The following is a 26,163-nucleotide window of genomic DNA, read 5'->3' on the forward strand; positions in this document are numbered from 1 at the left end:
AATGAAATCTATATACTTAAACGGCCGGAGCCGTTAAAGCCGTTATTAACCTTTGACCGAACCGATCATCACGCCCTGCACGAAATATTTCTGTACGAACGGGTAGGTAAAGACAATCGGCAGTGTGGTAATGACCATCGTAGCCAGCTTAAGCGATTGCGCAGAGACTGAACCCAGCCCCAGATTGCTGGCCATCAGGCTGACATTGCTGTTCGAGCTGATAATTTGCATCAGAATCTGCTGGAGTGTCAGCAGGTTATCATTACCGAATAACATGGCATCATACCAGGCATTCCAGTGGAACACCGCATTGTAAAGTGCAATCGTCGCCAGCACGGGCTTGGAGACCGGCAGGACCAGCTGCCAGAAAATCCGCAAATCGTTGGCACCGTCAATTTTGGCCGATTCCTCAATTTCCTTGGGCAGTCCCCTGAAGAAGGTCAGCATAATGATGGCATTAAACACATTGAACAGATTAGGGATAATGTAGACCAGGAAGCTCCCTTTTAGATGCAGGTATTTGGCTACAACAAGGTAATAAGGAATAATACCGCCGCTGAAATACATGGTGACAATAGCCATCATGAGGAAAATTCTACGCCCCATCAGCTCGGTCTTGGATACGCCATAAGCAAAGGCTGCTGTAAACAATACCGCAGTTGCTGTTCCGGCAAGAGTCCGGGCGATGGTGATGAAAAAGGCGTGCCCCATACGTTCATCCTGAAACACGACTTTGTAATTCTCCATGGAGAACACGCGCGGCCAGAAGGCGATCCCTCCACGGGCGGCATCCGTCGGATCGTTCAGAGAAGTAATTACGATATTATAGAACGGATACAGGGTCATAATACAGAGCGCCAGCAGCACCAGCACATTCAGGATGTCAAAGGCTCGTTCCGGCCACCTTTTCGAATACGTTAACATGATGTCCCGCCTCCTAGAACAAGCTCTCTTTAGTGATTTTGCGTGAAGAATAATTGGCAATGTACATCAGCACAAAAGCAACGATGGATTGGAACAGGCCAATCGCAGTCCCGTAGGAGAATCTGCCTGTAACGAGGCCCGTTTTGTACGAATACACTGACAGCACATTGGCTGCATCCTGGGTCATCGAATTCTGCATCAGGTACATCTGATCAAAGTTCGAATTAATGAGCCCGCCCACCGAAAGGATCAGCAGGATAATGATCGTTGGCTTCAGGGAAGGCAATGTAATATGCCAGATCCGCCGGAACCGGCCCGCACCATCCACAATGGCCGCTTCATACAGCTGGGGATCAATACCGGCAATGGCTGCCAGATAGATAATGGAGTTCCAGCCGATATTTTTCCAGATCTCCGTAAACACAACCAGGGTCAGGAACGTATGGGGACTGCCCATCATCATGGTATCGCTTCCAATTATCCCGGTGCTGACCAGCATTTTGCTGATTACACCAGTCTCCGGGTCCAGCAGGGTGTACATTAAGCCGACTACCAGCACCCAGGATACGAAATACGGCAAATACGTCAGCGATTGAACAATCCGCTTGAATCTTTTGAATACTACCTCATTCAGCAGGATCGACAGGAGGATCGGTGCCGGGAAACCAAATACCAGCTTGGCAATACTGATCTTGAACGTGTTAACCAGTGATTCTGTAAACGTCGGATCATTGAATAATTCCCGGAAATTCGCCAGCCCTGTCCAGGGACTGTGGAGAAACCCCTGAAAAGGTGTATATTCCTTGAAGGAAATAATCACACCATACATCGGGATATAGTTAAAAATGATCATCCATAGTACTGCCGGCAGGGTCAGCAACATCAGATACCGCTGCTGCCAGAACCGCTTGGATACGCTCCGTTTGACGGGCAAACTGCTCATAAGCTACATCCTTTCTTCTCCATTCGATTGCGTTCGACTTCTCATCTTCCTATGGGTTAATTATAAAATGCCGCCTGCCAGGGTTATATATCAAAAATGAACGCGGGTATCAGAATCCCACGAAGTTTGTAAGCGCTATCTAAATAAAAGAGCCCCAAACGCATCATCTGCGATTGAGGCTGACTTATTATCGTTGCGGGAAGGATCTGATCCTTAACGCTGTACGAATTCCCTGTACTCTCCGGGTGTCATTCCATAGACTTGCTTATACAGCAGCCCGAAATACGATGGATTCGGAATGCCGATCTGCTCGGCCACTATAGCTATGCGCTGCTTGGTTGTGCGCAGCATCTCCTCCGCACGTGCGAGCCTGTACTCCTGGATATATTCACTCGGTGTCTTGCCTGTCTTCTTCTTGAAGATCATCCCCAGGTGGTTGGGGGAGACGAATACCTCGCCGGCTAAATAAGCCAGGCTCAGATCCTGATTCCCGTACTGCTCCTCAATCAGAACGATGACCCTGTTAATCAGATAGTCGTCCTTACGGTTCCGCTTCTCTTCCAGCAGCAGCGACATTTCACCGATAACGCCTGCTGTATAAGCTCTCATGTCTGGGAGACGGCTGCTGGCCAGCAGCGCCTCCATATGATTGGCGGCAACTGCTGTGGTAGCTTGGGCAGCGGGCATCGCAAGCGAGGAACAGCTCTCGATCACACCGCCGAGCAAGGAAGCGATATAGGATTTTCCTGCCCCGGGATGCGCGGCAAGCAAGGCGAATAGTCCGTCCATGACCGGTCCGGTTGGGCTCCCGCTCCCGAGATCATACCTCAGACGCTTGGCCAGCTCCCGGAACTGCCGGGTGAACACCTCGGAGTCCTTAGTGAATTGCTTCCTGGCGAGCTGCTCCCCGTCTGCTGCAACAACGCCGCTCAGGCCATTAAACACCGCGAAGTTAAATGCACTTTGCGATTCCCGGAAGGATTCGCGGATGAGTCCGATATCCTCCCGCGGTGAGCTTATACCGATGATCCACCCCGCTGGATCAACCTGTTCCCGGGCTGTATCCTCCATGATCACTGGCTGCAGATTAAGCACCTGCAGCAGCTTCTCTGCAAGCTGTGCCTGTCCGCTGAGCTCATCCTGCTGCAGGGCGATGAGCAGTACGAAGGCCGCTAGTTCTCCCTGCCCTGCCCCCGCCCCGGCCGAAAGCACAAGCACTTGCCGCCCCAGTACAGTTCCGGCGGTCCGCTCCATCTCCATTGTATCGGGCTTCGGCGGCAGGCCCGGCCGGGAACACAGCCACACAGAGAAGGCGCCCGCTTCCAGATAGCCATTGTCCCGGAGTTCATTAATCGTCTGCTGCTGCGCCTCCGCACCGCCCCGGCCCAGCAGCCAATCCATTACCTGCTGGCGCAGCGAGAGGTGGTGCACCGCATCTTTTTCCAGCCACATGCGCTCCTCTTCACTCCGCTTCAGCAGCTGATCCTCACAGCCTTGGACGACCTTGAGCATCGTGCTGAGCATTTCTTCTTCCCCCACCGGCTTGAGCACATAATCCACCGCGCCGAACCGCAAGGCTTCACGGGCAAATTCGAAATCATCGTACCCGGTCAGCACAACGATCCGCACCCCGGGAAGCTGCTCCAGAACAAGCTTGGCCATCTCGATTCCGTTCCTGCCGGGCATTTGTATATCCGTGATGATGATATCCGGCCTGATCTCCAGCGCTTTGTCCAATCCCTCGATGCCGTCCGATGCCGTCTCAATCACAGAGATGCCCATCGACGCCCAGTCCAGAAACTCGATTAACCCTTCTCTCTCCCAGCGTTCATCTTCGACAATAAGCATTTTAAACATTGTTCATCCCCCTGGCTGCAAAAGACAAGGTAATTACCGTTCCAATCCCCTGTCTGCTGTAAAGTTCAATATGCTGGGATTCCCCATAAAAAGCCTGAAGACGTTTGGTTATATTGGCAATGGCAAACCCGCTGCCCCGTGTATTGAGAACTTTGCCTGCAATTACATCCCCGATCATATCCCGCGGCATGCCTACCCCATCGTCGATGATGCGGATGACCACCTGATCGTCTTCGAGGGCTGCTTTGATGATAATGGTACCATGTGAACGCTTAGGCTCAATCCCGTGGATCAGTGCATTCTCAACCAGCGGCTGCAAAATATTCTTCAGCGTATAACAGTTCCTGACCCGCTCCTCCACTTCAAAAACCGCGTCAAACCGGTCCTCGAACCGGAACTTCTGAATCGCCAGATAAGCCCCCACCATATCAAGCTCATTCGCCACCAATGTCTCCGAATTCCCCTTATTCAGTACCAGCCGGTAGAACTTCGCCATGGAATCCGACAGCTTCACGATATCCGGCGCTTTAGCCTTGCGGGCCACCCAGGAGATCGTCGCAAGCGTGTTGTACAGAAAATGCGGATTGATCTGGGACTCCAGCGCTTTGAGTTCGGCATCTTTTTCCAGCAGCTCGGATTTGTATACGGTTTCGACCAGATCATGGATCCGGGTAGTCATATGATTGAAGCTCAGTGCCATCTGGGTGAACTCGTCATTCCAGACAACCGGCACCGATACGTCAATGGAGCCTTCCCGCACCTGCTTCATCGCCTTAAGCAGCACCTTCATGCGGGACAGCAGCTTCACTGTCAGATAATACACCAGCAGGCTCAGTATAATGAGCGCGGCAATCAGCACCATGAAGCTGGTCCGGATCGACTGGTTCACTTTATCCACGAAGTTGCTGACTGGAAAAACACCCACAAGGCGAAGATCCGGGCCTGTAAGCGGGACCGAGATCACTATGGACCTGACCCCGCCTACCGTTGCCAGCATATTCAGCCTCATGTTATCCCCGGGCATCCCCCCGGTGAGCTCTTTGATCATCGCATCGGACAGCGGAGTGTTGTTATTGGAGGCAACCTTGTGATTATTGTCGAGGACGAGAACGCTTCCAACCTCCGTGTTGGCATCCTCCAGCGGCTGGAACAGCACGCTTTGTGTCACCTCAATTTCGACCAGACCGTTCACCTCGTTATTGCGTCCGGAGAGAATCTTCCGGTTATACGAAAAGACATCCGCTTTGGCCTTCACATCAGGCCTCGTTGTCAGCAGATTCTCCAGATGCAGTCCCCGCCAGTCCGTGGAGTTCTGGACATCCTTCATAAACCGTACATACTCCCCGTCCCCGCGAATCCGGTCCATACTATAGAAGCCGTCGTAAAGCTCGAAGATCTCAGGGATCGTCGGATTGTTCATATAGACATGTATCGAGTGGATGTACGTATTCTGCCGCATAATGTTGTCTACAATCGGGGCAACGTTGTATCGGTAGTCCTGAAGCTGAAAGCTCTCATTAATAAAAGCGCTGTCCAGCAGCGTCTGAATCCTGGAATCAAAGGCGATGATCTCCGAAATGTTCTCGATCATGTCCACCTTTTCATCGATCGTGGTTTTGGTCTGCAGCAGATTCTGTTCCATCACGCTCCGCGCCTGGGAGATGGCTGAATTGTACGCCTGCACATAAATGATGACCCCTGTGATGATGGACGAGACCGTTAGAATCAGAACAAATACCCCAACAAACTTTGAGGTCACACTCCAATTGTGAAAAACCCGGGTGATCCGCTTCATGTAACCTGTTTGCCCCCTATTTGCCTCAACTCCACCCCATCGTAACACCGGGTTCTGGAATAGTAAATTAGGTTTTATATTCAAAAGAGGAGAAGACCTTAGGCGGTTGACTGGGCGGGGGAGGCGTGAGCAGAGCTAGGGGGATTTGGGTGGGTGGGTAGAGGGTTAGATAGAGGGATGGATGGATTGAGAGGGAAAGATAGACGTATGGATAAGCTTTAGCTGATTATTCGTTACTCCCCCCGGGAGTTGTAGCCGCAGCGAAGCCGGTTTCTTAAGCCCGCCGGGCTGATTAGGCATAATTGTTGTACGGAGTACAACTCTGGTCGCCAGTTACCCCTGTATTTGGGCGAATTATTGTACGAAATACAAGAATAGTTTCTTTAATTGGCTGGGAGACGTGGAAATGCTGCAAAAAGTACAACAATTTTCGATTTCGATCAATCTCACGAGGAAAATGTTGTAATTTGTGCAGCATTTCATAAAGGTGCCTCTGGATCAAAGCGGAGGACTCCTGCGTTGTGTTACTAAGCCGGAGGCCAGTGATTCGCATGGTGAAAAAAGTAAATGATCAAAGCAAACAGCCGCCTCCCTGCCGCTGAATAGCGGTACCCGGAAGACGGCTGAGACCGTAAGCCTAATAGAAATAAATTAACTTAATTGCATAGTGGTAAGGCAGGTGTCATCGCTCTCGAAGGTGGATACTTCGGTCTTGGCTTGTTTCCCGTCATGCGTGACGGTGATCTGAAGCTTCTGGTCGCGCGGGAGCCATAGGTCGATGAACCCGTTAGGCTGGGACTTCAAGGTCTGCTTCATCACTTCCTTGCCTTCGGCGTCTTCAATGTATACGTCGAATTCCTGACCTGCCATTTCCCCCTGGCAGCCGGTCAGGCTGTGTGTTGCGCACGGATGCGTCTTCTGCACATACGGGGCAACCGACAGGAAGAATTCGTTCTCCGGCAAAGCATAGGTGACTTCGTTTGGACCGCCGCTGTCCACGATAAGCTGGGTGGAGGTGATGGAGGCGGACTGGGACGTCAGCGCGCGCGAGCTGTAATCAGACACCATTTGCTTAATATCCTGAGTGGCCGCCTGACTAACCGGCTGGCTGCTGCCCTGTGCCTGCGCCTCTTCGACGTCAGCCGTGTTTCGTTCCCCGCTTCCGGCATAAATAAAGATTCCGATTGCCGCAACAACTGCACATGTACCCGCCACGATTTGTTTTCGCATACTCTATATGTTCATCTCCTTGTGGAATTTCAGCCTTAATACAGAAGAGGACTCATCAGCCCATTTCTTCCCTCAATTCATGTTCCATAAACAGGATATCACGTTTCATTTCCTTCATGCTAGCTCTGGAAATCCGTCCGCTCTCGAACATCAGCTGAATGTTGTCACGCTCCAGCTGAATCCCTGCTCTGGACAGCTCCTGCAGCGCCTCTTCAAACTCCCGTTTAGTGGAGGAAAGTGACTCCGTACGGGTCAATCTCATCTGCCCCCGTTCATAGCGCATGATCAGGGCGCTGACCGCTTCGGGTTCGGTCTCCCCTTCACTTTGCAGCGCTCTCAGCTTCTTCAAGACGTAGGCAAAATTGGCGGACTGCAGCCGGTTCCATTCCTCACGCCGTTCCTGGCCGCTCAGACGCACCTGCTGGATCACTCCTACAATCTCTTCCCAGCTTTTGATTGGAACCAGGTCATTCCTGTACTCCGGATCACGGGTGTGCATGAATAGCTGCTTGTTCAGCCGGTTCAGATAACGGTAGGCCGTGTACGGATTCACCTCCCGCTGCTTCATCGCAGTCAGGGTGTACTCTCTTTGCCACTTGAGCGAAGTAACACCCAGCATCCGCTCCATTTCCTCTGCAGCTTCATTTTTCTTCAGCATGCGGATTCTTGAGGTGTAAGTGCTGATTAAGTGGCTCAGGGCCATTCTCGAATGATCCGTAGCCTGATCGTTTAGACCGGAAACTACGTTGCGCAGAATTTCGATTTTGGCCTCAACCTCTTCGGCATTATGCTCTGCTTCATTTTCTTTGCCGAGCAGCAGCGGCAGCAGATAGTTGGAGGCCAGCAGGGTCCAGAGAATCACACCCGCCGCAAGGAAAATAATCAGATCCCTGGCCGGAAACCGGGTACCGTCATCCAGGAAAAACGGCAGTGACATCGTACTCGCGAGTGTGATCGTTCCCCGGACTCCTGACAGCGTGAGAATGAGGGCTTTCTTGAACTCCAGCTTCCAGTGTCCCCGCGGCTCCTCCCCTTCGGGAATATCCATGATCAGCATCCAGATCAGACGCAGGCCAAGAACGGCCGCTGTTAATAATAACGTGTACAGGATTACCTGGAAATTCCCGATATCCGGATTGTTCCAGACAGTCTGTATGATCTCCGGCAGCTGTGTACCCAGCAGCAGGAAGACCAGGCCGTTCAAGACAAAAATAATGACGGACCAGGTGCTTTTGGACACGATGCTCAGCTTAGCCACCTCGGGATTCATCTGCTTATATCCGAAAGAATGGGCAATACCTGCGCTGACAACGGCCAGGATTCCATTAACCCCCAGCTCCTCTGCCGCCATAAAAATCGCAAATGGAGTCAGAATCTCAATCAGCATATGTAACGTAACGTTCTCCATCCCGAGTCTGCGCAGCCATCGGACTATCCCGTATTTAATCAGCGTGAGCAGCAGCCCCAGCACGACACCGCCGAGTGAAATGGTAATGAAGCTAAGGCTGGCTGTTCTGAGGGAGAATGCCCCGGTGACCATAGCGGCCACGGCAAACTGAAAGGATACCAGACCCGAAGCATCGTTGATCAAGGACTCCCCTTCGAGAATTTGCATCGTCTGATGCGGGATTTTGACCTTCTGCTCCAACGCGCCTACAGCGATGGCATCCGTAGGGGCAAGTGCCGCCGCCAGAGCAAACGCCGCAGCTAACGGTAGAATAGGCAGCAGCCAATGCAGGAAGTAACCCAGGACACCTACCGTCAGGAAGACCAGTCCCAGCGCGAGCAGCAATATGGGCTTCTTCAGCTTCCATAACGCCACTTTATCCGCAAGCCTGCCGTCATTAAACAATAAGGGGGCAATGAAGAGCAGCAGAAACAGCTCCGGATTCAACGTCAGTTCAAAATGCAAAGGCAGCCAGGTCAAAGCCATCCCCAGCACAATTTGAATGATGGGCACGGAAACCGAGGGGATAAACCGGTTCACCAGATTGGACAACGAGACCGCGGCCAGCATCAGCAAAATATATTCAAATAATTCCAAGCGATCAAACCTCCAAGTCTGCACTCACTAGCGCTGCTATTAAAATAAAATTTGTATGTAAACTCAGTATAAACGATCTTTAGGCAAATATCCGCCCCTGCACTATCCGGGCATGCAAGTCAGGCAGCTCAGTTCACAAGCCGGATTGTTGTAAATTTGGCGGTCTGGGGTTGTGATTACGCATTACGTACGCTGTTCCTCAGCAGTCCCTCCGGCAGTAAAGCGGGCTGCCAAAAGCTCAGCTCACAGTGTGCGGACAGCTACAAATTGTTGTATGTAATACAGCTTTGCTCCTGAATAAACCGGGTGCCCGGAAGGATTGTTGTATGAAATACAGGATTATTTCTTATATCGGCTTGGTGGAGGAGGAAATCCTGCTTTTTATACAATAATTTTGGATAATAGCCGATTTAACGGGATAATTGTTGCATTTCGTGCAGGATTTTGCATCAAGTCTAAGCAAATTCGCATTCATTCCGTTTCCTGCAGCAGTCGCGTTGCTCAAACCAGTCTCTATCCACGTATGCAAAATAACCCCACAAAGTGGGGCTGTGGCTTCGATGATTACTCAGGCACTTTGGGGGGCCGAAGGCGGTCTTTAACGTGTACAAAGTCCCCTCTTATTTCATAAGCGGGCCCACCTCAACCTCCATTTGTCCGAGCAGTCCGTCCACGGTAGAGCTTTGCGTGTAGAGCCCGTCCAGCAGCCTCTGGATCTTCGTATCAATCTGCTGCCAGTTCTTATGGCCCGGCGCGATCCGGGCATCCGCGATCTGGTCGAGCACGGCCAGCTGGATGCTCTCCGGCGAAGGTTTGGAAGCCGCTCTCAGGAAGACATCCGATTCAAGCACGGATTTCCGGGACGGGACGAAGTATTGCGCGGTAACGCTCATGGCTTCTGCGCTGGTGATGAACTTCAGGAATTCCGCGGCTTCCGCCGGATGCCTGGTCTCGAATACAGAGACTCCCGCATAGCCGAGTGAAGTTCCTGTACCCTTCACACCTGCCGGCATTGGAACGATATCCCAATCAAAATCAGTAACCGCACGGGCCTTCGAGGTATAGCTGTAACGGTCCGTATACATACCGATCCGGCCGCTGTCGAAGGTTAGCTCATCGCCCGGAAGCGGATGCACCTTGTCCTTGAACATCATATCACTGTAGAGCTGCAGCGCCTCTCTCCCTGCCGGAGAATTCAGCGCAAAAGCCGTTGCACTGCTGTCAAACAGCTCGGCGCCATGCGACCAGAACAGCGGCAGCAGCGCATCCGACCAGTTGTTCCAGTCGCGGACCAGCTTCACGCCGTAAATGCCTTGCTGTGAATCAGTGAGGCTGCGCGCTGCCTTGAGAAATTCCTCGTAGTTCCAGTTCCCTTCCTTATACAGCTCCGTTGGCGTCTTCAGACCCTTCTCAAGAAACAGGTCCTTATTGTAGTAGATCAGCACCGGAGGCGTAGAGAATGGGATTCCGTACAGCCGATCCTCCCGCTTGAAGATGTCAAGTGTAGACGGATAAATATCCGCGTAGTTATATCCGGGATCTTCTTTGACCTCTGCTGCAATGTCCACCAGCTGGCCGGATTCCAGCAGCTGGGGAATCATCCGCTCCGCCAGCCAGCCGGCATCAGGCGCGGTACGGGAGGCCAGCATGATCGACAGCTTTTGCTGATAATCGGCAAACGGAATCGTCATGATCTCTACCTCCATCCCGGGATGGAGCTGTTCATATTCATCCACCAGGCCCTCAACCATTGCCTTCTGCGCATCGTTGCCCCAAATGCTGAACTTCAGCTTCACAGGCTCCTGCACAGCAGCCGCCTCACTTCCTCCTGCTTCTTCACCTTCCACTTTCCCGACAGACGCCCCGCTTCCTGCCCCTGAAGAGCAGCCCGCAGCCATTAATACCGCTATCATAAGGCTTAGCAGCCTTGTCCGCATCATTAATCCTCCTCCTGCCTGTCCCCGGCGGGACCGGCATTGTTCATGGCTTCCCAGTTCATCGGCAGCCGCAGTGAGACCGTTACCCCGCGCTCTGCCGTATGATCAAGAGTTAATCCGTAAGGCTCTCCATAGAGCAGCCGGAGCCGCTGATGGACATTGCGCAACGCAAATCCCTTTTGAATCCGGCCGAAGCCGCCCTGCTCCGTCTCTGTACCGGGCCGGGATTTATTCTGATACAGCTGTTCTTCAAGCTCCTGCATCCGTTCACCGGTTATGCCAAGACCATCATCCTTGACGGACAACACCAAGTCTTCCTCTTCCACCGAAGCCGTCAGGGCAAGCTGCAGCGTGTCCTGGCCCATGGCATGCTCAATAACATTCTCAATCAGCGGCTGCAGAATCAGCTTCGGCACCACGCAGTAATCGAAGGAAGAGTCAATATGGATTACAGCCTGCAGCTTGTCTCCAAGACGCATACCCTGGATTCGAAGATACGCTTCTACGAATCTTACCTCATCCAGAACGTACACCATCTGCTCCTGATGGCCGACCGTGTAGCGCAGCAGCTTCCCGAGACTGGTCACCACACCCGAGAGTTCCCGGGTATTGCCCTGAAGGGCCAGCATGTTCACCATTTCCAGGGTATTGTACAGAAAATGCGGATGAATCTGGCTCTGCAGCGCAAGCAGCTCGGCTTCCCGCTCCTTCAGCCGGGTCTCATAGACCTCTTTGACCAGACGGTCGATCTCGCCGATCATCGTATTGAAGCCTTCGGTCAGCTGCCCGATTTCATCGCTCGTAGTGACCGTCGCCCGCTCCAGGAACAGCCCCCGCTTCACCTGCCTCATCTTCGACTGCAGATGGGCAATCGGCTTAATCAGGCGGTTCGACAGCAGAATCGCCGCCGCATAAGCAGCCATCAGGGCTACGATTGAGACAATCAATGTAGAATTCGTTAGCTCGCGTGCGTCTTCCCGGAGCTGCGTCCGCGGAATCAGTGAGGTCACCTTAAGTCCCGTATATGAAGAGTGGGCAGAGGCTGTAATATAGGATTCACTTGAATCGGGAAGCCCGTCTGGCCCTGAGTACAGCATAACCTGATCCTTGCCGGTAATCTGCAGCAGACCGCTCCCGCTCGAACGCACCGTAGATACAATCGAACCGAACCCCCGTGCCGTCAGATCCACCTTGACGATCCCCAGCATGTCATTCGTATAGGGCTCACGGATAACCCGGGCCACCGAGATAATCCCCTGCTTCGCCTCTGTATAGTAGGCCGCAGCATGCGGCGGCAGGATGGCAAGACCACCGTCTTCCTGCTCAACCGCCTCCATCCAGTCTGCCATGCTGCGGTCCCACCGCTTCCTGACGCTCTGGTCCAGATTACTGAAGATTCCTCCGTCATTGGTGAACACCAGAATGCTCTCAATCTCACCCCGGTCAAAAGCCAGCGAAGAAATAAACAGATTCATCTTCAGCGTCTCATCCGTAGTTAAATAAGTGTTCGCCGAGCCGCTGCCGCTGTGCTTGCGGAGAATCTGCATCATATCCTCATCGTACAGCGGCGTAAGTGTAAGCCGGTCCAGTTCCTTAATGTAATGCTCCAGGTTGATATTAATCTGGCTCACAACCTGATTGGAGAGCTCCACAGTGCTGCGCTCCACACCGGCAGTATATTTCTTATAGCTGATGGTGCCGATCACGAGAAACGGAATCGTAATCAGCAGGCAGAACAATACGATAAACTTGGTGCGCAGCGGCACGTATATTGATTTGTTTGACCCTTTTCTGAATGGCACGCGGACAGCCTCCCCAAACTCTGGTTACCCACTCCAACATAGCATAATTCGAGTCCGAAGTCAGAGACGTTCTCCCTGGCTGGCGCAATAGCTTCCTCTACAAAAATACAGCAGACAGCACACCTCTTAAGGTTGCTGTCTGCTTACGTGCACAAGGCTGCTGTCTGAAGAAGTCCGCTCAGCTATTCTCAAGCTCTCCGGACCAAACCTCCGTCTGCCTCCAGAATTCAGCAGCAGTCAGCGTACCGCTGTGAATCATATAAGCGTAATCCAGCAGATTCGGCAGGCAGGGCAGATCCAGAAGATAACGGCTGAACGCATGCGCGGCGATCTCCGAGGTCTTGGTCACGCTGGCCCGGATGCGCAGCGGACCCAGGGAGAGGCTGCTGATGTCGTCAAGCCGCTTGTTGGTGTATCCCAGCTCCGTGAACTCCAGATCGTGGAACAGCTCATGCGCGAGATGGATGTCTGTGATTTCCTTCAGCGTGAAGGAACGGCCGGGAAGCAGCACACCGGCACACTGCCGCAGTTCTTCCATGGACGATTTATACAGCGTAATGGCGCGCTCCTTGGCCGACAGCTCAATCTGGGCGCGGAAGCGGATCTGCCCGATGGTGCCCTGCCGTTCATTGAGATTGACGCTGATTCCGCGGTCCCGGCAGATGGCCCCGACATCCGTGCCGTAGCGGGCTTTGAATGAAGTGGCCTGCTCCCTGCCGATCGCCAGCGGGCGCTCTACATAATAACGCCGTTTGCTGTGCGGTATTCTGTGAAACAGCAGATCATTTGTGAGTTCGGCATATCCCAGCACACTATCGCTTGGTAGCGTCCGTTCAGCTGTCTTCATCATCCTGTACACCTCCTACTGATAGACGACAGCGAGTATTTCGCTGTTGTCCTCTAGCAGCTGGGTTTCCACTTCGAGAATGGAGAACAGCTGCTCCTTGGTCTGCATCCCGGTCAGATCGAGCATTTTTTCCTTATAGAAGACAAAGGTCTTCGGGATCGTCGCATTAGCGTCCGAATAGATTGTATTCTCCTCCAGGAACGAGGCAAACCGGTCGGCCATATTCTTCTTCAAAAAAGCCAGATGATACGCATTCGTCTTCTTAAATCGCACCACGCCCTCGCGATCCAGCACGCCGACATGGCTGAGCTTCTTCTTCACCAGCCCAAACATGGACTTCTTGATTTCGCCGGACTCGAACAGGAACCATCTGCCGGAGGCCGCCTTCAGCTCCGTCTGACCGGCCGGCTGGCCCAGTGCTTCCGCCGCCGTCAGCATCAGCTCGTTCACGGGCACCTCGCGGCTGGCCAGATCCTTCGAGCGCAGCTCGGTCGAGCCGGTGGCGATGGCCCGCAGAATATTGCGCTGCGAATCGATCTCGATCGTCACGTCAACCGTGGCTTCATTCGCTCCGGACTGGACGATTTTCTCCATAATCTCCGCCCGGATCAGCTTGATATCCCGCTCTGTCGCACCGACCACAGTCTTCTCGATCTGCTCGCGGACCATTGCCATCCCAACGCCGATCGTGGAGATATACGGCGCATTATTGGCGATCTGGTGCTTGAAGCCTTCACTCGCCGCCATTGCCGGAACGAGCACTGCTCCGCTGCCGCCGCCGCCCACCAGCGTAACAAACCCGGTGTCCAGCTCATAATCGCTGATCATCTGATTGACAACCGCCATCACCTTGCGGATGGCAATATCCATTGCTGCCCTTGCTGCGTCTTCCGCAGACATGCCGAGCCGGGAACCCAGCGCCTGCCAGGCTATCCTGGTACTCTCCATATTCCCGCGGGCATAGTCCGTCTCCGGCACATGATTCAGCAGATTCGCCGCACCTGCCAGGGTCAGCGCATATTCATGTCCTCCCGCACCCCGGACGGTGACGTAATCCGGATCTCCCGGACGCGGACTGACGAGACCGATGACAGGCTGCTCCAGATTCTCCTTACCGGTGAAGCATTCGTACTCCAGACCGGCGATATGCGCACTGCGCGGGCCGACATCCGTGATCTTGCCTCCGCCGATCTGGATCATGCTGCCCCCGGCAACGGCGAGCGTCCGTACATCCAGCGAACGCAGATACGTCTTATGTCCGCCTACCTGGGCATTCTCAATCATCACCTTGCCGTTCTTGATCACGGAGATATCTACACTGGTTCCGCCGACTTCGAAGAAAATACCGTCCGATATCTTCTCATACATCAGGGCGCCGGCCACACCGGCCGCCAGCCCTGACAGCATGGTCAGGATCGGACGCTTGCGCACCTCGTCGATGCTCATGACACCGCCATCGCAGCGCATGATCATCAGCTGGGAGGTAATCCCCGCTTCTTTGACGGCCTGCTCAGTCATGTTGGCGGTCTCCATCATCTTCGGAATCAGGCTCGCATTGACGACCGCTGTACGGGTCCGCGTCTTCAGCCCATAGAGCTGGGAGATTTCATGTCCGCCGGTGGCGTACACTCCCCGGCTGCGCGCCGCTTCCATCACTCTCAGCTCGTTGGCCGGATCATCGACACTGTAGGCTTCCGAGGCCACAATAACCTCTGCACCCTGGGCGAGCAGCTGATCAATCGCCGCATCGATGGTTTCCGGCGTCAGTTCCTTCGAATCAATGAACTTGTGATAGGTGGTAAGATATTTACCGGCAGCCAGCTCGATATTCGCCACATTGGTCTCGGAGCGGGCACTGCGGGCATCCAGTCCCGTGCCCATCCCCACGATGCCTACACGGGCAACATCTCCTTCGAGCAGAGCATTGGTGGCCTGAGTCGTCCCGTGGGCGATGAACTTGATGTCACCGGGAAGAATGCCGTTCTCGCTCATAATCCGCTGAATGATCTGGACAATCCCGCTGGCGACTCCGCGTTCATCGTGATGTGTTGTGGGCATTTTGACCTTGGACAACACCTCAAAGGTCTCATTGTCTATCGCAACGGCATCCGTGAAGGTTCCCCCGACATCGATGCCGATCCTGATTTGTTTATTGTTCATAGCAGGTTCTCCTCTCCATGAAGCTTATGTCTCTAATCTGCAATCTGTATTCGCCTAACCAGAGCTTAATCTAGAAAACGGTCAGACCCGCGATAATCATCGAGATCATCACAGCCGCGAACATCCATGGCAGGGTTTTGCGCAGCGTTTCAATAATATCCGTCTTGGTGTAGTCGGCGATCCAGACATTGTGGGAGTTGGTCGGATCGCTGACAGCCTGCAGATTGCTCACGATACGCAGTGCCAGCATAGCCGCAACTGGTGCCATTCCTCCGGCAACAATCAGTGCCGCGATTCCGCTGCCGAGTCCCCAGACGTTAAGCGGTCCACGGTAAATCGCAAGCGGAGACAGCAAAGTGAAGACGAGAATGTACATCAGCGGACTGGTTGGAATAATGCCTTCGATCAGCGGCTGAATCAGCAACGCCACCGGAGGTGCAGTTACCGCGCTGAGCAGCATCCCGATCCCGATCATCAGTCCAAGCGCACCGGCCACATCCTGAATCCCTTCCACCAGCGCACTCGACAGCACATGGATCGGACGCTTCGGTGTGGCGAGCAGCAATGTGACAACCGCCCCCATGAAGACTGCAGAGACAATATCAACCTTCAGGAAAAATACCAGCAGCACCGGAACAAGCGGGCTGATAAGCGCAATGGCTCTTACGTTCTTGGTATCCTGAGCCTGGAATTCCGGCTTGAGCGGCATGGCCCAGGCACGGCGGACCTTGCCGTCTTTGCGGGTATAGTAGACGATCATTATCAAGGCAATGACAATCAGCGGAATAGCGCAGATCAGTGAATACGAAGCAATCGTGTTCGTGGGCACCTTAAGCACATCGGTATAAATCGCCCAGGTGGAGACGTTGAAGACCACGCCGACCGCATTGGCCAGCAGGACAACAAGGCCGCTGACGAACGGCTTCAGACCGGCGGTGAGCATAATGGGAATAGCGATCGTTCCGACGAGAATGACCATGCCCAGCCCGTTGGCAGCCGAGAAGATTACAGACGCGGCGAGGAAAAAGATAAGGGCAATCGCCAGCGGCTTGTCACCGGCCAGCTCCGCAGCTTTGCGGATAATGGTCTTCGTGATGCCGACCTTGCTGAGAATCTGGCCGAACCAGGCACCGAAGATCAGTCCGGCGATGGCGGTAGACAGCTTCATGGCCCCGCCTGCGAGCACACCCTTGGTGATGGTGAAGGTATCCGGGTTATCGGACAGGAGCGGGATACCCGCGATCGCCGCCAGCAGAATCGCCATCATCGGCAGGGCGAGCAGCGTGGTCAGCTTGCGGGTCATCATCAAGCCCACAAACACAATGAATACAAGTAAAATGCCGATAATCTGCACAGTTTCCAAACCAATTCCTCCTAAATTTTTGTGAAATATACGTTGTTATAAGAATTATTGTGCTTAATTACCATCGGAAACCAAGCAAGCTTGGAATCAAATGAACGGTATAGATTAATCTTGAAAATGACAACCTTCCGTATCACGTCCGCGCTTCCCAGTCTTTGAGAGCAACCAGCGTGGGGTGTAAGAAGCTAGTAACAGAGCTATAGCAATAGCAGCAGCAACAGAAACAGAAATAGCAACAGCAACAACAGCAGCAACAGCAGCAACAGCAATAGTAACAGCAATAGCATTAGCAATAGCAACAGCAATAGCATTAGCAATAGCAATAGCAACTGCAACTGCAGCAACAGCATTTAATTGTATTTCATACAACTAAAATCTGGCGAAAAGCCGGTTTTACCGGAATAATTGTATTCTGTACAACTAAAAATAACGATAAGTCCCCTTTTGAGGAATATGGGGATTATAACTGTATCAAATGCAATTAAAACCTTCGTAGCGCCATAAACGCTCACTTTAGTTGCACAAAATACAGTTAGAGCTTAGGCGCGGTCCCGTCACAGCCACCAGCCTGCGGCTCTAGCAAGGAGCACGGCGTGCTAATCCGAAAGATTAACAGTTCAAGCTGTACATTACATTATTTTTGCGCACCATGCTCCGCCCGTTACACCTCCAGATAAGCGCCATGCGCCACGAGTGTCTGCTGCAGTTCCTTATAGTCCACCTGCTGCACGGGGACTCCTTCTTTCACGGCCAATGCCGCCGCAGTACCGCCCGCCTGACCAATTGCCCCCACCGTAGGTGTAGTTCGTACAGCCGCCTGGGCTTCAAAAGTAGCTGAGAGACATCTGCCGACCACAATCAGGTTGTCGATTTCGTTCGTGATCAGGCAGCGGTAAGGGATGCCGTACATCGCCCCCCATTCCAGATGATCCGTTGCGGTTCCCTCGCCGTCCGGGCTGTGAATATCAATCGGATAGCCGGAGTGGGCGATCACATCCGCAAAGGGCTTCACCGACAGAATATCCTGCGCGGTCAGCGTGTACACACCCTTGATCTGGCGGGAGCCGCGGACACCGATGGACGGACCTGTGGAGACTACCACGGACTCTTCAAAGCCGGGAATATACTTTTTCAAAAAGAGCTCCAGCTCCCTACACTGCCTGCGCCCTTCAATCTCCGCCTCGCTGAGGCTCCACGGATCTGTGCTGTCCTTGCCCAGAATGCGTGTCGTGTTCATAATAATCTCGCCGGGATTGCTCGTCTCGAAGAACAGCACATCTTCTCTCGGAATACTGATCTCGCCGCGCGATTTGGCTTCCCGGAACTGCTTGTCGAAGCCGGCGACAGATAATCTGGCCGCCGAGTCCATCACGGTGATATCAAGGTTCATGCGCGGGAAGTCCTCGCGGTGCTCGCGGATGTACGCCTTGATCTTCTCCGTGTCCACCCCCCTCATCTTCATCTTCAGGGTCATCGGCTGTGACTGCTCATCGGATTCACGGCCTTTGGTGAACGGCACTCCGGACCAGGCAGCCAAGTCCCCGTCTCCGGTAGCATCAATGAACACATCCGCTGTAATGCGGCTGAGCCCCGCCTTGTTGCACAGGGTAAGCGACTCAATGCGTCTGCCCGATACTTCGGCCCCGGCCAGCATCGTATGATACAGCACCTCGCCTCCGCTCTCCTGCAGCATCAGATCCAGCTCGTATTTCATCGCTTCGGCATCGAATGGTGTCACCGAATAAGTGTAGTTAGTCGCATCCGGGATATGCCCCGGTGATTTGCCGAGCGCCTGAAGCCGCTGGATCAGCTCATCAGTGATCCCCTGGATAGCCTGCTTATCTCCGGCATGAAAAGTCATCATCGGCCCGACACCCGCAGCGGTTAGAGTTCCGCCGAGGAAACCTCCTGCCTCTATGATCAGTGTTGCGGCGCCTGCTCTTGCTGCCGCGATGGCCGCGATCGAGCCTGAAACCCCGCCGCCTGCTACAACAACTTCATATTTCCGCATCATTGCTCCTCCTTTTCCCCTTTTAAGTTAACGGTTACATTACAGCTGTTCCCTGTACTGCGTGGGAGTGCTGCCGGTATAGTCCTTGAATACCGCCATGAAATGCTTGGAGCTTAAATAGCCTGATAATTTGGCTACCTCATAGATTTTGAGATTCGTTTCCTTCAGCAGCTGCTTGGCCCGGTTCATCCGGCACTGCGAGACATAATCCGTAAAGTTCTGCCCCGTTTCTGATTTGAACAGTACCGACAGGTACTGGTGATTCAGATGCACCTGCTCCGCCATATATTGCAGTGAAATTTCCTGATCCAGCCGCTGCGCAACCAACTCTTTCACTTTACGGATCAATTGCCTGCCCTTCAGGTCTGCTCCGCCCTCTTCCGGCAGGTCCGCAAGGCCGCTCCGGGTTCCGTGCTTGCGCCTGAAATCCCCCAGTGCCTGGGCCAGCTCCGTGCGGTCAACCGGCTTCAGCAGATAATCGCTGATGCCGTATTTGATCGCCTGCTTCGCATATTCAAAGTCGGCATACCCGCTTAGAATTAGAATGTACAGGTCAGGGTACTGGTCACGGACCCGCCGGATCATCTCCAGACCGTTCATTTCATTCATCCGTATATCCGTAATCAGAACATCGGGCTTCACACTCTTGAGCGCCTCCAGCGCAAGTCTTCCGTTCTCTGCTTCACCCACCACCTGAAAGCCGCCGATAACCTCCTCAATCAAATGTTTGAGGCCCGAACGGATCAGAGCTTCGTCTTCAACCAGAAACAGCTTGTGCAAGCCTATCCCTCCTCATCCACATTGTCCGGGCCTCTGCGCCCGCCTTCGCCGGGCTCCTGAGGTTCACTTCTGGTGAAACGCTTACACTATCAGTATAAATTTTGCATACCTCCAAAGAAACGGTCCACATTCGAGAAAAGGTATGAAATTTCGAGATTTATCCGTACCCGTCCCCGCTGATGCCAAAACGGATGTCCTTAACGCCGGTGATCCGGCAGTAAAGACATCCGTGTGTACTTGCTTTTGTACAAACTATTCCGGGATCTGCTTCCTTACAGGTCTTGCGCTGTGCTGTTGTCGTACAGCCCGATTAATTCATCGAAGGAAGAAATAATAACGTCGGAGCCCTTCAGCTCATCCTGCCGTCCGAATCCGGCGTAGCCGCAGCCAATTACCGTCTGCCCGTTGCCCTTGCCCGCTTCCACGTCAGAGGAACGGTCGCCCACCATCCAGGCACTGCTGATATTGTGGTTGTCCAGCAGGAGTCCAAGCAGCTCAGTCTTGGTTGCCGTTCCTTGTCCGCCTGCACTGTATAAGCCCTCGAACAGCTCCTTCAGCTCATGCACCACTACGATGCTGTGAATATAATCCTCCAGCCCGTTGCTGGCGACGAACAATTTCACTCCGCGCGCATGAAGCGCACGCAGCGTTTCCACTACCTTAGGATACAGAAGGGTCCCTCCGGCTTCCAGTCCTTCAATTTCCAGCTGCAGCAGCAGCTCATCCGCCCGGCGGTGCACCGCCGCGTCCGCTTCCGGCATTACATTCTTCCAGATTTGCGCCAGCAGCATGCCAAGGCTGCCCAGAATGCGCTCCTCCGGCGGAGTAGGCCCGGAATACAGCCCTTCCTCGCGCAGGATATCAAACATTTTATGATAGGCCGGCAATAGCAGGCTCTCCGTCTGGAACAGCGTACCATCCATATCGAATACGATAGCTTCCGGTTTGTTCAATTTCGGCAGCTGCCCGTGCTCTGCCTGTGTCTTTTCTTCATAACTCATAAGGTGACCCATCCCTTCCAAATTGTTCTGCCTCTGACTCTCTAGTTCATCTGGAGCTTCCATAACACGCTTTAATGATATAGGAAAGCAGCACGTATTGTCTACGAACCCAAGAATATGCATTGATTTTATTATTTCATAATGATATATTACATATTGCCATATAACACATTGGTATAAGGAGTGTTTACACAATGAAATTAATCATTCAGTTTCTCAAACAACCCGTAACCATCGTCGGGATTATTACTGCGCTGCTGTTCCAGGTCTTTTTCAGCCTCATCTGGATCACCGGCTACGATCATGTCACTGACCGGGTAGATCAGCTGCCGGTCGCCATTGTTAACGGAGACGGCAGTGCAGCCCAGTCCATCGCTGACAATATATCCACGTCCCTTAACTTCGAACAGGTGGAGGGCCTCTCTCTGGCAGAGGCGCAGGACCGGCTCGGGCATCGATCCCTCCGAATGATTATTGAGCTTCCCCAAGGCTTCACCGCTTCACTAAGCGAGCCTTCGTCCGGGGCCAAGATCCGCTATTATCTGAACGAATCCAATCCGCAAATGGTCTCTAATGTCATGCAGGGCGTAGCGGCCAAAGTCACTGCTGCCATGGATGCAAAGAGCAGTGCTGCGGGACTTGGAGGCGTGCTCACTGCCATGAAGCTGCCGGAGGCAGAAGCCGCAATGATTCGAAGCAGCGCAGCAAGCCGGATCAGCTCCGATATCCAGATTGTGAATCCGGCTACCAACTTCGCTGAAACCATGGTTCCGCTAATGGTCGTTACGGCTTCCTTCACCGGCGCCATGCTGCTGGCCATGAACCTGAGCAAAGTCTCTGCCAGTCTGGCCGCTGCTGCCAGCAAATGGCAGAGGCTTAGCGCCCGGTATGTGCTGATGGCTGGTACTGCACTTGCCGGCTCACTCATCAGCGCTTCACTGCTGCATGTTCTCGGCATCCACTCTTCGCAAGGCTTCCTCAGCCTGTGGATGTTCGAATTAGTCGTCATCCTCTCCTGCATGACGGTCGCCAATCTCAGTCTTGTGCTGTTCGGCGATGCCGGAGCATGGCTGAACATTGCGCTGCTGTCCATACAGATGCTGAGCTCCGGGGCTACGATTCCCCGGGACATACTGTCCCCCTTTTACCAGTCGGCCGGCCAATTCTTCCCTGCTTACTATGCTGTGGACGGCATGCTGGATCTCGTCATAGGCGGTGAGGGCATTCTGCACGACGTGACGGCGCTGCTCTATATCGCTGCTGTTGCTACCGCTGCCAGTGTGCTGCTTACCCTGTTCCGCCGGGAGAAACGCGCAGTCCGGACCGGAGCGGCAGCCAATGCCTGAGTACCTGTGAAGCTTCTCTGGCCCTGACACCTTCGCCAGTTCAAATTGAGTCCGGCAGGACAGATGTGATATGGTAGGAAGGAGAGAGAGGAGCGGCAGACGTTAATGAACATTCAAGATGTAATACTCGGGATTCTAAGTGAGAAGCCCCATTCCGGTTATGATATCAAGCGGCATTTCGAGGAGTATTTCTCCTTCTTCTTCGATGCCAGCTTCGGCACGATCTACCCCACCTTAAGCAAGATGGAGAAGCTGGGTCTGATCTCCAGGGAAGCGGTACGCCAGGAGGGCAAACCGGATAAGAACTTGTTTACAATTACACCTGACGGTGAACTGCACTTCCAGAAGTATTTGCGTCAGCCTGCGGAGAAGGATGTGCTCCGTTCCGACTTCCTGATGCATCTGTATTTCGGGGACATGGCAGATGAAGAGACGATGCACACCCTGCTCCGCGAAGCCCTCCGGGCCAAACAGGAGATGTACGAGGATCTGGAGCATAAGCTGCAGGAGCTGGACAAGATCGGCAAGCTGACGCCCTCCCAGAAGCTCTGTATTGAGCTGGGGCTGGTGCAATACGATGCTTTTATCCGAAGAGTGCAGAGTGCGCTGGAGAGCTGAACTATCAGCATAGCCGCGCATAGACCCGCAAACAACACAAGACGGCAGTCCTCCCTAAGCCTAAGCCCGGGAACTGCCGTCTTTGTTCATGCTATTTAAAAGGGACCGGAGTGCAAACACTGTTAAAGTGCCTGCGCTGCGGTCCCTGCTGTCATTATTTATGGTGCGGTTCAGAACAAAACTTATACGTGGTCGAAGCTTGCAATCAGTTCGTCAAGAACATCTTTGCTGACCATTTTGCCTTTGAAGTTGATCAGGTTCTCGGCACTTCCGGAGAAGATACAAGTAGGTTCATATTTTCTGAGAATGATCTTTTCGCCGTCCACAAAAATTTCGAGCGGGTCTTTTATGTCAATTCCCATCGTTCTGCGTAGTTCAATCGGAATCACGATACGTCCCAGTTCATCTACTTTTCTTACAATACCTGTTGCTTTCATCATTATGCATCCTCCCTTGAAATAACGCTTGATTCATCATTCAGTGTTAAAAGCTATCAAAGCTTCTAAATAGTAGAAATGATTATGCTATATCTGCATTGTAAAGTGCTATTTCTTTCCTGTCAATTTTATTTCTACATCTTTTGATATATATCGACAAATTATTCGACAAAGTTTAGAGTATATTCGACAAAATAATAGCCTGAATCATATTTTATCCAATTTCCTCTCGGATTGACAGTTTTTTATTTAAATTTTAGAAAAAACCTTGATTTCAGCGTTTTTAAGCTTCCGGTTAGCCTACCCGCTGCGACTCCGTTCCTATGTCTGTTCATGTTCATGAACATGTTCATACTTGTTCCCGCTCCCGTTTCCCATCTGCCTTCTGCCCTTCTGCCTTTCTGCTCTTCTACTCTTCTACTCTTCTACTCTTCTGCTCTTCTGCTCTTCTGCCCCCACCTTTTATTGTTGTCCATGATCCGCTTCGAGAACAGTTGGATAAAAGGCACTTAATACTGGCTCAAGTCCCTCTGCCGGAACAAGAGTTGGAAAAATGACACTTAAATCATGCCTAACCTGCTCGGTTTGTAATAAGGGCGGTAATTAAATGATCTTTTTCCACTTAACAGGTCCAAAACTTAGTAAACGGGCAAAATAAGATACCTTTTTCCACTTCCTATATTTACCGGACCGTTACAACGTCTGCTTCGTCTATACACAAAATCGCGGGAAGTGAATCGAACAACGGGTTCGGCGGAATCAGACGGATGACTCAGACAGTTGATTCAGACGGTTGATTTCCCTATTAATAAAAATACCCCCTCAAGGTCTGGAGTACTATCCTCCAGCCCTTGAGGGGGCGGTTCTTATTGAGGGTTAATCCTAAGACCGAAGCTCGAAGAGCCTCGCGGTCTTGCCTGGCGGCAGCGAGACGCTCAGGCTGCCTTCCGCCGGGTTCCAGCTCCATTCGGAGCGCTGCGCCTGCGGATAGGCGCAGCGGGCCTCTGCGGCCTGTCCCTTCAGCTCAGGGACGGGCAGCGTAATTCCCGCTGCATCTCCGGCAATCCGCCATACGGCAATATAACGGATGTCGCCATGGCGCAGGCCGAAGCTGACCCATTCCCCGCGGCTGTCCGGCAGACCGAGCGGCCAGAAGGCGAACGCCTGCGGAATATGGGCACGGATGGATTTGTAATAATCCAGTGCCTCCTTCACCAGGGCTCTGCGCTGCGGCGCAAGCTCGGCCAGATGGCCGCTCTGGTGGACGCGGAGCAGCAGCGCATTAACCATGTTGAAGATGACCTCTTCATCATCGCCTTCGCGCAGCGGATACGACCACACGGCCGATTGCTCCGGCGTCAGCGCCGCCGGGGAGCCTGCGGCAATAGCCGCATACTGCACATAATCCTCCTGGTCGCTGGTCGACTGGATGCTGTGGCGGCTGAGCATGGCATAGTCCATCCGCATACCGCCGCTGGAGCAGTTCTCGATCACCAGCTGCGGGTAACGGACGAAGATACTGTCCAGCCAGGCCAGATAGGCCCGGTTATGCTGCAAGAGGCCGTCCCCGAAGCTGTCGGCATCTGTCTCTGTGCCGATCCCTGCGTTGATGTTGTAGTCCATCTTAATATATCCGACACCGTATTCTTCCACCAGCCGGGCAATGACGCCATTGGCATGCTCTATGACCTTCGGGCTGCGGTAATCCAGCTGATACCGGCTGCGGTCCTTCACCCGCTTGCCGTGGCGCATGAAAAACCAGCTGTCGTCGGTCTCAGCCAGCTTCGGACTGTTGACCCCCATAACCTCCAGCTCCAGCCAGAGTCCGGGAATCATTCCTTTGCTGCGGATATAGTCCAGCACATATTTGATGCCTTCCGGAAAACGCTCGATTGACGGCTCCCACTGGCCGACGCCGTCCCACCACTCGCCTGGGGCATACCAGCCCGCATCAATACAGAAGTATTCACAGCCGACATCGGCGGCGGCATCAATCAGCGGCAGCAGCTTCTCCGTCGTCGGGCTTCCCCACAGGCAGTTCATATAGTCATTAAAAATAATCCGCAGCAGCTCATTGTCCTCATTCGGTCTGCGGATGATCCGCCGGTATGCGGTCAGCTGCTCTGCCGCGCCCTGGAAGCCGCCCTGCACAGCGCCTGCGGCCACCGGCACAGAGGTGAACTCTTCACCCGGGGCCAGCTTCAGCCACCAGTGGTTGTCATGCTCCGTAGGCCCGCTGACCAGCAGCGTGAGCTGGTCGTACTGATCCGTCAGCTCCCAGTGCCAGGAGCCGTTGTGCTCTATCTGCCAGAACAGGCTTGTCCCGCTCTCCTTGTTCTGCAGTACCGCCATCGGCAGCAGCTCAGCCGCCGACCAGGAGCCGGTATTGCTGGCGGCAATCCGCTTCGAGCCGCGGTCGGCCAGATGGGACATGCCCAGCTCCGGCAGGCTGTAGCTCTTCCACTGCAGCTCACTCTGCCAGCCGCTGTGAGCAAGGCTTACTTCGATTTTATCCCCCCGGTCTCCGCTGCCCTCTTTATCCACACCCGTAAGCGCAAACGAAGAAATGTATTCTACCGCAGCATCCCCGTCCCCTTCATTGCGCAGTACTGTCCAGGAGCGCACAATCTGCACGCCTGTATAGAACTGATAATGCTGTACCGCCTTCACTCCTGTCAGCGGATCAACGAGTGTAATCTCCAGCTTGCGTCCCAGAGGATTCATCGTATCGCTGTGCCCGCCATACACCATACGCAGCCCCGGATACGACGCGCGGTGCGTCCGCCCGTGATACTCCGCCCGGTCTTCCCCTGATAGCTGCAGCTCCAGCAGCCGGAAGCCCACCTTGCTCTTTTCTTCAATCCTTCCCGCTTCAAGCGGCGCCGCCCCGAAATGCAGCAGCCGCACATCCTGTTCTTCCGTTATTTCAATTGTAAGATAAAGTCCGTTCTCGGCAATATCGATCAGCTTGCTGCTCATGTGTAATTTGGCCTCCTGACAAATGTTGTTGTCTTTGATCTCTTTTGTCTCTTTAGTCTCTTTGGTTTCTTTGGTTTCTCTGCCTCCCT

At 53.3% G+C, this 26,163-nt stretch carries 19 protein-coding genes; 2 read left to right on the plus strand and 17 right to left on the minus strand.

Annotated elements, in window-relative coordinates; all coding sequences use genetic code 11:
* Positions 1-45: 45 nt before the first annotated feature.
* The 15 genes from NYE33_RS29500 to NYE33_RS29570 all read right to left on the minus strand — a co-directional run bounded on the left by NYE33_RS29500 (position 46) and on the right by NYE33_RS29570 (position 20,694).
* Positions 46-924, minus strand: a complete 879-nt coding sequence (locus NYE33_RS29500) for a carbohydrate ABC transporter permease (RefSeq protein WP_039308538.1) — start codon at positions 922-924, stop codon at positions 46-48.
* Positions 925-937: 13 nt separating this feature from the next.
* On the minus strand, positions 938-1,867 hold the full coding sequence (locus NYE33_RS29505) for an ABC transporter permease (RefSeq protein WP_336099989.1): 930 nt from the start codon (positions 1,865-1,867) through the stop codon (positions 938-940).
* Positions 1,868-2,080: 213 nt separating this feature from the next.
* Positions 2,081-3,724, minus strand: a complete 1,644-nt coding sequence (locus NYE33_RS29510) for a response regulator transcription factor (protein ID WP_341068925.1) — start codon at positions 3,722-3,724, stop codon at positions 2,081-2,083.
* A complete protein-coding gene (locus tag NYE33_RS29515; protein ID WP_042135378.1) occupies positions 3,717-5,519 on the minus strand; it encodes a cache domain-containing sensor histidine kinase in 1,803 nt (600 codons plus the stop codon). The genes NYE33_RS29510 and NYE33_RS29515 overlap by 8 nt, the downstream gene beginning before the upstream one ends.
* A gap of 651 nt (positions 5,520-6,170) precedes the next feature.
* Entirely contained in the window at positions 6,171-6,749 is a 579-nt protein-coding gene (locus tag NYE33_RS29520; RefSeq protein ID WP_340947223.1) for a CueP family metal-binding protein, read from the minus strand.
* A 55-nt stretch (positions 6,750-6,804) separates the two neighbouring features.
* A complete protein-coding gene (locus tag NYE33_RS29525) occupies positions 6,805-8,793 on the minus strand; it encodes a Na+/H+ antiporter (RefSeq protein WP_340947225.1) in 1,989 nt (662 codons plus the stop codon).
* Between the two features lie 620 nt (positions 8,794-9,413).
* Positions 9,414-10,733 carry an ABC transporter substrate-binding protein gene (locus tag NYE33_RS29530; protein WP_052421759.1) on the minus strand — a complete coding sequence of 440 codons (1,320 nt, stop codon included), beginning with the start codon at positions 10,731-10,733 and terminating at the stop codon, positions 9,414-9,416.
* Positions 10,733-12,532 carry a sensor histidine kinase gene (locus NYE33_RS29535; RefSeq protein WP_042135374.1) on the minus strand — a complete coding sequence of 600 codons (1,800 nt, stop codon included), beginning with the start codon at positions 12,530-12,532 and terminating at the stop codon, positions 10,733-10,735. Before NYE33_RS29535 ends, NYE33_RS29530 begins: the two co-directional genes overlap by 1 nt.
* A gap of 178 nt (positions 12,533-12,710) precedes the next feature.
* Positions 12,711-13,382: a hypothetical protein gene (locus NYE33_RS29540; RefSeq protein ID WP_076242728.1), complete on the minus strand. Its 672-nt coding sequence runs from the start codon at positions 13,380-13,382 to the stop codon at positions 12,711-12,713.
* Between the two features lie 12 nt (positions 13,383-13,394).
* A complete protein-coding gene (locus NYE33_RS29545) occupies positions 13,395-15,539 on the minus strand; it encodes a hydantoinase/oxoprolinase family protein (protein ID WP_340947229.1) in 2,145 nt (714 codons plus the stop codon).
* A gap of 70 nt (positions 15,540-15,609) precedes the next feature.
* Positions 15,610-16,893 (minus strand): citrate transporter, encoded by a 1,284-nt coding sequence (locus NYE33_RS29550; RefSeq protein WP_256703768.1) that lies wholly within the window; start codon positions 16,891-16,893, stop codon positions 15,610-15,612.
* Positions 16,894-17,007: 114 nt separating this feature from the next.
* Positions 17,008-17,271: a hypothetical protein gene (locus tag NYE33_RS29555; RefSeq protein ID WP_341068927.1), complete on the minus strand. Its 264-nt coding sequence runs from the start codon at positions 17,269-17,271 to the stop codon at positions 17,008-17,010.
* Between the two features lie 292 nt (positions 17,272-17,563).
* Positions 17,564-18,916, minus strand: a complete 1,353-nt coding sequence (locus NYE33_RS29560) for an FAD-dependent oxidoreductase (protein ID WP_341068929.1) — start codon at positions 18,914-18,916, stop codon at positions 17,564-17,566.
* 36 nt (positions 18,917-18,952) lie between these two features.
* Positions 18,953-19,693, minus strand: coding sequence for a response regulator transcription factor (locus tag NYE33_RS29565; protein ID WP_042135364.1), 741 nt, complete (start codon positions 19,691-19,693; stop codon positions 18,953-18,955).
* A gap of 272 nt (positions 19,694-19,965) precedes the next feature.
* Positions 19,966-20,694 carry an HAD family hydrolase gene (locus NYE33_RS29570; protein WP_042135362.1) on the minus strand — a complete coding sequence of 243 codons (729 nt, stop codon included), beginning with the start codon at positions 20,692-20,694 and terminating at the stop codon, positions 19,966-19,968.
* Between the two features lie 194 nt (positions 20,695-20,888).
* Between NYE33_RS29570 and NYE33_RS29575 the strand changes: the two genes are divergently transcribed.
* Both NYE33_RS29575 and NYE33_RS29580 read left to right on the plus strand, forming a co-directional pair.
* Complete coding sequence (locus NYE33_RS29575) at positions 20,889-22,040, plus strand: YhgE/Pip domain-containing protein (RefSeq protein WP_341068931.1); 1,152 nt, start codon at positions 20,889-20,891, stop codon at positions 22,038-22,040.
* Positions 22,041-22,145: 105 nt separating this feature from the next.
* Positions 22,146-22,658 (plus strand): PadR family transcriptional regulator, encoded by a 513-nt coding sequence (locus NYE33_RS29580; RefSeq protein ID WP_042135359.1) that lies wholly within the window; start codon positions 22,146-22,148, stop codon positions 22,656-22,658.
* A gap of 182 nt (positions 22,659-22,840) precedes the next feature.
* On the opposite strand, the gene NYE33_RS29585 is transcribed toward NYE33_RS29580, so the two are convergent.
* Positions 22,841-23,098 carry an AbrB/MazE/SpoVT family DNA-binding domain-containing protein gene (locus tag NYE33_RS29585; RefSeq protein ID WP_025708535.1) on the minus strand — a complete coding sequence of 86 codons (258 nt, stop codon included), beginning with the start codon at positions 23,096-23,098 and terminating at the stop codon, positions 22,841-22,843.
* A gap of 879 nt (positions 23,099-23,977) precedes the next feature.
* On the minus strand, positions 23,978-26,074 hold the full coding sequence (locus NYE33_RS29590; protein ID WP_341068933.1) for an alpha-galactosidase: 2,097 nt from the start codon (positions 26,072-26,074) through the stop codon (positions 23,978-23,980).
* Between the last annotated feature and the right edge of the window lie 89 nt (positions 26,075-26,163).

The organism is Paenibacillus sp. FSL R10-2199 (genome assembly GCF_038000235.1).
GTDB lineage: Bacteria > Bacillota > Bacilli > Paenibacillales > Paenibacillaceae > Paenibacillus_AQ > Paenibacillus_AQ phytohabitans.

Bases quoted from the DNA above. Each gene is read 5' to 3' on its own strand.
- NYE33_RS29500 (WP_039308538.1), bottom strand. From the start codon at position 924: ATGTTAACGTATTCGAAAAGGTGGCCGGAACGAGCCTTTGACATCCTG.
- NYE33_RS29505 (WP_336099989.1), bottom strand. From the start codon at position 1,867: ATGAGCAGTTTGCCCGTCAAACGGAGCGTATCCAAGCGGTTCTGGCAG.
- NYE33_RS29510 (WP_341068925.1), bottom strand. From the start codon at position 3,724: ATGTTTAAAATGCTTATTGTCGAAGATGAACGCTGGGAGAGAGAAGGG.
- NYE33_RS29515 (WP_042135378.1), bottom strand. From the start codon at position 5,519: ATGAAGCGGATCACCCGGGTTTTTCACAATTGGAGTGTGACCTCAAAG.
- NYE33_RS29520 (WP_340947223.1), bottom strand. From the start codon at position 6,749: ATGCGAAAACAAATCGTGGCGGGTACATGTGCAGTTGTTGCGGCAATC.
- NYE33_RS29530 (WP_052421759.1), bottom strand. From the start codon at position 10,733: ATGATGCGGACAAGGCTGCTAAGCCTTATGATAGCGGTATTAATGGCT.
- NYE33_RS29540 (WP_076242728.1), bottom strand. From the start codon at position 13,382: ATGATGAAGACAGCTGAACGGACGCTACCAAGCGATAGTGTGCTGGGA.
- NYE33_RS29545 (WP_340947229.1), bottom strand. From the start codon at position 15,539: ATGAACAATAAACAAATCAGGATCGGCATCGATGTCGGGGGAACCTTC.
- NYE33_RS29560 (WP_341068929.1), bottom strand. From the start codon at position 18,916: ATGATGCGGAAATATGAAGTTGTTGTAGCAGGCGGCGGGGTTTCAGGC.
- NYE33_RS29570 (WP_042135362.1), bottom strand. From the start codon at position 20,694: ATGAGTTATGAAGAAAAGACACAGGCAGAGCACGGGCAGCTGCCGAAA.
- NYE33_RS29575 (WP_341068931.1), top strand. From the start codon at position 20,889: ATGAAATTAATCATTCAGTTTCTCAAACAACCCGTAACCATCGTCGGG.
- NYE33_RS29580 (WP_042135359.1), top strand. From the start codon at position 22,146: ATGAACATTCAAGATGTAATACTCGGGATTCTAAGTGAGAAGCCCCAT.
- NYE33_RS29585 (WP_025708535.1), bottom strand. From the start codon at position 23,098: ATGATGAAAGCAACAGGTATTGTAAGAAAAGTAGATGAACTGGGACGT.
- NYE33_RS29590 (WP_341068933.1), bottom strand. From the start codon at position 26,074: ATGAGCAGCAAGCTGATCGATATTGCCGAGAACGGACTTTATCTTACA.